Raw genomic sequence first — 430 nt, 5'->3', positions numbered from 1 at the left:
GCACGTCTGCGTGACTGTGCCGCTGCAATGGGCGTGAACGTGACAGGTAAAAACGACGCGGAAGGTGCTGAAGCCTGCATTAACGCCATCCGTGAACTGGCGAAGAAAGTGGATATCCCGGCAGGCCTACGCGACCTGAACGTGAAAGAAGAAGATTTCGCGGTATTGGCGACTAATGCCCTGAAAGATGCCTGTGGCTTTACTAACCCGATCCAGGCAACTCACGAAGAAATTGTGGCGATTTATCGCGCAGCGATGTAATCATCATTTCCACAACGGCTGGCAAATTGTTAGCCGCTTTTTCAACTATCTCTGTAACCCTTGCCCGTAAATTCGTGATAGCTGTCGTAAAGCTGTTACCGACTGGCGAAGATTTCGCCAGTCACGTCTACCCTTGTTATACCTCACACCGCAAGGAGACGATCATGAC

Annotated in this window: 1 protein-coding gene; it reads left to right on the top strand. The window is 50.9% G+C overall.

Going from position 1 to position 430, the window contains the following annotated elements; genetic code table 11:
• A partial coding sequence (locus GWG65_RS40340; RefSeq protein WP_250275795.1) for an iron-containing alcohol dehydrogenase occupies positions 1-261 on the top strand: 261 nt, incomplete at its 5' end.
• Positions 262-430: the final 169 nt, after the last annotated feature.

The sequence above is a fragment of the Bradyrhizobium sp. CSA207 genome (assembly GCF_029051685.1).
GTDB lineage: Bacteria > Pseudomonadota > Alphaproteobacteria > Rhizobiales > Xanthobacteraceae > Bradyrhizobium.
The sequence above is the reverse complement of the archived record's forward strand: the minus strand, read 5'-3'. Positions and strand labels throughout refer to the sequence as shown.